Source organism: Gammaproteobacteria bacterium (genome assembly GCA_013696315.1).
Lineage (GTDB): Bacteria > Pseudomonadota > Gammaproteobacteria > JACCYU01 > JACCYU01 > JACCYU01.
This window is the reverse complement of sequence record JACCYU010000198.1, coordinates 1-7,085: the sequence shown is the minus strand read 5'-3', so window position 1 is coordinate 7,085 and position 7,085 is coordinate 1. Positions and strand designations below refer to the sequence as shown.

The 7,085-nt window shown below is 60.9% G+C and carries 6 protein-coding genes; all 6 read right to left on the bottom strand.

What is annotated here, in order from left to right:
* Nucleotides 1–1,271: polyphosphate kinase 1 (gene ppk1 / locus H0V34_11590; GenBank protein MBA2492303.1), on the bottom strand; the 1,271-nt coding region annotated here is incomplete at its 3' end.
* Nucleotides 1,272–1,380: 109 nt separating this feature from the next.
* Complete coding sequence (gene phoU, locus H0V34_11585) at nucleotides 1,381–2,112, bottom strand: phosphate signaling complex protein PhoU (protein MBA2492302.1); 732 nt, start codon at nucleotides 2,110–2,112, stop codon at nucleotides 1,381–1,383.
* Between the two features lie 359 nt (nucleotides 2,113–2,471).
* The gene (locus tag H0V34_11580; protein ID MBA2492301.1) at nucleotides 2,472–3,437 is read right to left on the bottom strand and encodes a phosphate ABC transporter ATP-binding protein; all 966 of its coding nucleotides are present in this window, start codon (nucleotides 3,435–3,437) and stop codon (nucleotides 2,472–2,474) included.
* 15 nt (nucleotides 3,438–3,452) lie between these two features.
* The gene (gene pstA, locus H0V34_11575) at nucleotides 3,453–4,649 is read right to left on the bottom strand and encodes a phosphate ABC transporter permease PstA (protein MBA2492300.1); all 1,197 of its coding nucleotides are present in this window, start codon (nucleotides 4,647–4,649) and stop codon (nucleotides 3,453–3,455) included.
* A gap of 3 nt (nucleotides 4,650–4,652) precedes the next feature.
* Entirely contained in the window at nucleotides 4,653–5,879 is a 1,227-nt protein-coding gene (gene pstC / locus H0V34_11570; GenBank protein MBA2492299.1) for a phosphate ABC transporter permease subunit PstC, read from the bottom strand.
* A gap of 181 nt (nucleotides 5,880–6,060) precedes the next feature.
* On the bottom strand, nucleotides 6,061–7,083 hold the full coding sequence (locus tag H0V34_11565; protein MBA2492298.1) for a substrate-binding domain-containing protein: 1,023 nt from the start codon (nucleotides 7,081–7,083) through the stop codon (nucleotides 6,061–6,063).
* Nucleotides 7,084–7,085 lie beyond the last annotated feature (2 nt).

Here is a 7,085-nt window from a genome sequence, read left to right as displayed (position 1 = left end):
ATGTTGGTCTGCTCGTCGAAGCGCGCGCGCAGTTCGATCACCGCGGTGACCTCTTTGCCCGCCACCGCCGCCGCCACCAGCAACTCGACCAGTTCTGAATCGGCGTCCGTTCGATAAAGCGTTTGCTTGATCGCCAGCACGTTCGGGTCGGTCGCGGCCTGGCGGACGAATTCCACCACGGGTGCGAACGACTGAAACGGGTGGTGCAAAAGAATGTCGCTCTTGGCGATGCGCTCGAACAGATTGCCGCGCGAGGTCAGGGTGCGGGGCAGGGCGGGAATGAAAGGTGGATACTTGAGGTCGGGGCGGTCGACAAAGCCGTGCATCGCCAGCAGCCGATTGAGATTCACCGGGCCATTGACCCGGTAGAGGTCTTCTGGCTGCAGTTTGAATTTCTGCAACAGGAAACGCGCGGCGCGCTCCGGGCAATTGTCCGCGACTTCCAGCCGCACCGCGTCGCCGTAGTTGCGCGAGGGCAGTTCGCCCTGCAGGGCGATCAGTAAATCCTCTATCTCTTCCTCGGCCACGAACAGGTCCGAATTGCGCGTGGCGCGAAATTGCGCGCAGCCCAGCACCTGCATGCCGGGGAACAGTTCGCCCACGTGCTCGTGCAGGATCGATGACAGGAATACCAGATGATGACCTTTGCGCGAGATGCGCTCCGGCAGCCGGATGAGGCGCGGCAGCGAACGCGGCGCCTGCACCAGCGCGGTACCACTGTCGCGTCCGAATGCGTCCTTGCCGTCCAGGGTGACGACAAAATTGAGGCTCTTGTTGAGAATGCGCGGAAACGGGTGCGAGGGGTCCAGTCCCAGTGGACTCAGCACCGGAAACAGCTCACGGATAAAATAGTTTCGTACCCATTTCGCCTGCGCCTCATTCCATTCCGCGCGGCGCACGAAGCGGATGTCCTCGTCGGCCAGCGCCGGGATCAGAATGTCGTTCAGAATGCGATACTGATCGTCCACCAGCGCGTGTGCGGCCGGATAGATCTGCGCGAGTTGTTCCTGCGCGGACAGACCGTCCGGGCCGATGCGGCTGATGCCAAGCGCGACCTGCTGCTTGAGACCGGCGACACGGATTTCGAAGAATTCATCGAGGTTGGTGCTGGAAATGCACAGAAACCGCAGCCGCTCCAGCAGGGGTACCGACTCGTCTTCCGCCAGTTCCAGCACGCGCCGGTTGAACTCCAGCAGGCTGAGTTCGCGGTTGATAAGCAGTTCGCACGGGGGAACCGCGCCTACCGCCAGCGCCGAACTGGCGCCGTCCATGCCGGCTACCGCGGCGCGGGCTGCTTGCCTGCCGGAAGCAATGAGGTATGGGCGCTCGGGCATCCCACTATTATAGAGGTCAGGCGGCGCGTGTCGATGCAGGCGATAGTCAGGTCGGCGCTTGCGGATGCACCGATGCTTCCACGTCGACCATGTCGGTGTGCCGCACGTCCTTGCCCTTGACCAGATAAATGACGTCTTCGGCGATATTGCGGGCGTGATCGCCGATTCGCTCCAGCGCGCGCGCCGCCCAGGCCGCTTCCAGCGAACGGGTGATGGTGCGCGGGTCTTCCATCATGTAGGTGATGATCTGGCGCATGATGATCTCGTATTCGCGATCCACGACCTCTTCTTTCTTGACGATCTCCAGCGCAAGTTCCGCGTCCATGCGCGCGAGCGCGTCCAGCACCTGGTGCAGCATGTCGCTGGCGTACCAGCCCAGGCTGGCGATCTCGGTGTAGCGGCGATCAGACCATTTGGATTCCGCCAGCTTCAACGCCAGCTTGGCGATCTTCTTGGCTTCGTCGCCGATGCGTTCGAGATCGGTGATGGTCTTCAGCATCGCGAACACCAGCCGCAGATCGCCGGCGGCCGGCTGGCGCCGCGCGAGGATCATCACGCATTCCTCGTCGATTTCAACCTCCATTTCGTTGAGCTGGTAATCGTGGTCGATGACGTGGCGCGCCAGCAATTCGTCGCCGTTGGTCACGGCGTTGAGCGCGTCGCCGAGTTGCTGCTCCACCATGCCACCCATGCGCAACACGCGGTTGGTGAGATCTTCCAGCTCACGGTTAAAACGCCTGGAGATGTGGTGCGTGAGGTGTTGCCTGTCGGTGTCCATAGCGATGACCTTTAGTGAAACAGCTGTGCCGAGGGGCTATGTTTTGAACACCTTCCCCCTTGACGCGGGAAGGCTGGGATGGGGGGATTGCTTGTCGCAGGCGCCGAGTAGCCGTCCCTGGCGTGATGCAAGCGCATTATTCAGGTCCGTGCTTAGCCCTCCGTGGCAAAGCGTTCGGCGGAAACGCGGGTAAGACCGTCCGTGGTGCGGCGATCCGGCCCCGCCTTCTGGCGCGGTGCTATCCTGCACCGCTGGAAGGGCCAGTGTAGTCCGTCCTGGACTGCCCGTGCGCCGCAGGGCGGCGCACCCCTGCGGGTCGTTCGGCCAAATTGAATGTTCACTGGACATTCAATTTGGCCTCACCCAAATCTCCCTGTGATGTAATCCTCGGTGCGTTTTTCTCGCGGGTTGGTGAATATCCTGTCCGTCTGGTCGTACTCAATCAGTTTGCCCAAGTGGAAGAATGCGGTGAATCCGGCGACGCGCGCGGCCTGCTGCAGATTGTGCGTGACGATTACGATGGTGTAGTTGTCGCGCAGTTCCGCGATTAAGTCCTCGATAGTGGCGGTGGCGATCGGGTCGAGCGCGGAGGCGGGCTCGTCCATCAGGATAAGGTCGGGTCCGACCGCGATTGCACGCGCGATGCACAACCGCTGCTGCTGGCCGCCGGAAAGCGCGGTGCCGGTGGTTCGAAGACGGTCCGCGACTTCGTCCCACAGCCCGGCCCGCCGCAGCGATTGCTCCACCAGATCGTCCATGGCCGCGCGACCCGCGACCAGGCCGTGAATGCGCGGCGCATAGGCGACATTTTCGTAGATGCTCTTGGGGAAAGGGTTGGGTGCCTGAAACACCATGCCGATGCGCGAGCGCAGCGACACCACATCCAGCGAGGCGTCGTGGATGTCCTGATCGTCGATTTTTATATTGCCCTCGATCCGCACGCTGCCGATCAGATCGTTCATGCGATTGAGACAGCGCAAAAGGCTCGACTTTCCGCAGCCAGAAGGACCGATGAAAGCGGTCACTTCGCGCTCGACGATGTCCATGTTAATATCGAACAGCGCCTGCTTTTCGCCGTACCAGAGGTTCAGGTTATTGATGCGAACCTTGACCGGATTGTCGGTCTTGGCGGCGGGCGCATCGACTGGCGGAGCGCCGCCCGGCGCGCTCTCTTTTCGCCTCTCGTGGCCCACCCACGATTCGCCCGATGCCTGACTGCCGCCTTCAAATTCGGCATTTTCCGACTTGTCGTCTGCGCGTCGAGACGCGTGCGAGGGCGCGCTGTGCGGGTTGAAAGAAGGCGACGTCTCTTGCGACTTGTTCATTAACATTACCTCGTGTCACCAGCGCCGCGTGTAGCGATTGCGCAGGTAGATGGCGGTCGCATTCATCGTGATCATGACCGCGAGCAAAACCAGAATACCGGCAGCGGTGCGGCCCGTATACGATTGTTCCGGCATGCCGGCCCATGTAAATATCTGTGCCGGCAGCACGGTGGCGGCTTCGGTGAAACTGGTCGGCGCCTCGGGGATGTAGGCGATCATGCCGATGATCAGCAGCGGTGCAGTCTCGCCTATCGCCACCGCCATGCCGATGATCGTGCCGGTCAAAATGCCCGGCAGCGCCAGCGGCAGCACATGATCCTTGACCATCTGCCAGCGCGAGGCGCCGACCGCGAGTGCGCCCTGTCGTATCGAGTCCGGAACCGCGCGCAGCGCGGCGCGCCCGGCGATGATGATGAGCGGTAACGTCATGATACCGATCGTCAACCCCCCAACCAGCGCGGATGAGCGCGGCGCACCGAAGAAATTAATGAATACGGCCAGACCGAGCAATCCAAAGATGATCGACGGCACCGCGGCCAGGTTATTGATGTTGACCTCGATCCAGTTGGTCAGCTGGTTTTCGGGTGCGTATTCCTCAAGATAAACCGCCGTCATCACGCCCAGCGGAAAAGCGAAAATAAACACCAGGAAGACGAGATATAGTGAGCCGACCAGCGCCGACTTCAAGCCGGCCATCTCGGGTAGCTTGGAATCGCCGTTGGTAAACAGATAAGTATTGAAATTGAGGCTCGCGCGTCCGTCTTCGGCCAGGCGATCCACCAGCGCGCGTTCTTCTTCGCCAAGCGCGTTGTACTCGCCCTTCAGGTATTGATCCACGTCATCAGTCGCCAACACCCACAATGTTTCCGTGGTGCCCTCGAGCTCCGGATTGTCCTCCAGTTCCTCCGGCAACAGCCGCGTCCAGCCCCGGCTGATCAACGAGTTGAATTCATCGGCCAGTGCCTCGTCACCCTGCACGCCGGCGCCGGGATCGAACATCACGTCGTCGGTATACGTGTAGGTGAGCTCGATCTCCGCCTGCTGGAGGCCGGGCAGCGCCTTGATCACGATATCGGTAAAAAACAGCGCCAGAAAAGCAATCGCCACGCACAGCGCGCCGATGCTGTAGGCCTTGAAGCGGCGATCGGCGCGGTAACGGCGCTTCAGCCTGTCCTGTACGGACTGTTGAGTTGCCTGATGATTAATGGCCATAACTTATACGTAGCGCTGGCGGAAGCGGCGCACCATCACATTGGAAATGAGATTGAAGTTCAACGTTACCGCGAACAGCACCAGTCCGAGCGCGAACGCCGACTGCGTAGCCGGACTGTCGAAGGAGAGATCGCCCGTCAGCGAGTCGGAGATCTGCACAGTGACGGTGGTCAGGTCTTCCAGCGGGTTGATGGTCATGTTAGGCCGTAGACCCGCCGCCATGACCACGATCATCGTCTCGCCCAGCGCGCGCGACACGCCCAGCAGGGAGGCCGCAAGAATTCCCGGGAAGGCCGCCGGCAGAACGATATGCTTGATGGTCTCAGCGCGCGTCGTACCGAGTGCGTAGGCGCCTTCGCGCAACTTGTTTGGCACGGCGTTGAGCACGTCATCGGACAGAGACGATATATACGGCGTAATCATGATGCCCATCACCAGACCGGGCGCCAAGGCGTTGGTGTACTCGACGTCGAGGCCGAAAAACTCAGCGACTACGACCACCAGCGGGCTTACGGTGAGGGCGGCGAAAAAACCGTAAACAACGGTCGGGATGCCGGCCAGGACTTCCAGCACCGGTTTGGCCCATGCGCGCACGGGCGCGGATGCGTATTCGGCCATGTAGATGGCCGCGAACAGGCCGACCGGAAGTGCAACGCACATGGCGATCAGACTGATGACGGCCGTGCCCAGGAACAATGGCACCGCACCAAATTCGGGTGCCATCCCCGTGTCGCCGCCGAAGGCGGCCGAGGGGTTCCATTCCGTGCCGGTAATAAAGTCCAAGAAGCTGATTTCGCCAAAAAAACGCAGCGATTCGAACAGCACCGAGAGCACGATGCCGATGGTGGTAAAGATGGACACCAGCGCCGCGGCCTGCAGCAAGCGCCGCACCACGTTGTCGATGAACGCGCGGGCCCGTAAGCTCGGTCGCACGGTATGAAGCCCGTACCACAAACCTCCAGCGGCGATCGCGAGCGCCGCCACGACAATGATGATCCCGGACGGCGCGGGAAAGCCCACGAGGTGCAGGAAAGCGCCGGCAATTGCCACGCCAAGTGCGGGCAACGCCGCGGTAATGACGGCGTACCAGCCGTACTGACCCGGCAGCGAATGCATTTTGACCCCCGTCGAGGCCGTCGCCACCGCCTGCCGGCGGGCAAGAATATAGGCGGCCGTCATCAAAACGACCAGCCCGCTAGTGAAGGCAAGAATGCTTTGTCCTGTGTCCATGCTGGTCGATGTGTTAACGGTTTCGTCGCGCTGATACGTTAAGGCGGTAACCGGGCGTCACCGCGGCATATTGCGGCGCGCTGACGCTGTTTCGAGGCATGCGCACGCAGGTCGAACTGCCTCGTGTGGCGCGTCATAATTTCCGCTTACGGCCGTCTCTAACTGCTCATACTTATACTGCCTAGCCTTCGAGGTCGCTAGCCTTGAGCCTTGTGCGTTCGTCGACGTTGTCCCGCATGTCTTCGAGCATATCCTCGGGCAACGGGATTAGACCCAGATCCTGCAAAAGTCCGTCTTCGCCGATCATCTGGTCGCTCATGAACAGCGACACATAGTCGTCCATGCTTACGACGTCTTGCGCATGTGAGTTCTTGGTATAGAAGAACAGGCTGCGGGAAACGGGATACTTGCCGGACGAGATCAGCTCGCGCTCGGGCGCCACACCGTCGATCGTCGCCCCCTTGATCGCGTCGCCGTTCTCTTCTAAAAAGCTGTAACCGAAAATGCCGACCGCGCCCGTATCCTGCTCCAGACGCTGTACGATGAGGTTGTCGTTCTCTCCCGACTCCACGTAAACGCCGTCCCGACGCACCTCGGTGTAGCCCTCGTCGCCGTAGATTGTCATTTCTTCGGAAGCCGCCTCCATCACCAGTTCCTCGAACGCGTCACGCGTGCCTGAGGTGGTCGGTGGACCGTAGATGCGGATCTCTTCGTCCGGCAGATCAGGGTTGATTTCGCTCCAGTTCTTGTATGGGTTGTTGACTAGCTTGCCGTTTTGCGGAATTTTCGCGGCCACCGCCATGAACAGATCCTCAATGCTCAAGGCCAGGTCAGGCCCGTCTATGCTGTTGGCGATGACGATGCCGTCGTAACCGATCACCGCTTCGGTGATATCCGTGACACCGTTTTCCGCGCACAGCTTGTACTCGTCGGATTCCATCTGACGCGACGCGTTCGTGATGTCCGGCGTATTCCCGGCGCCACCAGCGCAAAACAGTTCGAAACCGCCGCCTGACCCGGTGGACTCCACAACCGGCGTGGGATGATCGGTGACCGCGCCCAGCTCCTCGGCCACATAGCTCGAAAACGGATAAACCGTGCTGGACCCGACGATGCGCAACTGATCGCGCGCCTCGGCCGTGCCCATGCCAAGCCCTGCTATTGTCGATACCGCGACTAAGATCTTAAACGAATGGGGTCGCATAG

Excerpts from the sequence above, each read along its gene's own strand:
- phoU (MBA2492302.1), bottom strand. The coding sequence starts at position 2,112 with ATGGACACCGACAGGCAACACCTCACGCACCACATCTCCAGGCGTTTT.
- H0V34_11580 (MBA2492301.1), bottom strand. The coding sequence starts at position 3,437 with ATGAACAAGTCGCAAGAGACGTCGCCTTCTTTCAACCCGCACAGCGCG.
- pstA (MBA2492300.1), bottom strand. The coding sequence starts at position 4,649 with ATGGCCATTAATCATCAGGCAACTCAACAGTCCGTACAGGACAGGCTG.
- pstC (MBA2492299.1), bottom strand. The coding sequence starts at position 5,879 with ATGGACACAGGACAAAGCATTCTTGCCTTCACTAGCGGGCTGGTCGTT.
- H0V34_11565 (MBA2492298.1), bottom strand. The coding sequence starts at position 7,083 with ATGCGACCCCATTCGTTTAAGATCTTAGTCGCGGTATCGACAATAGCA.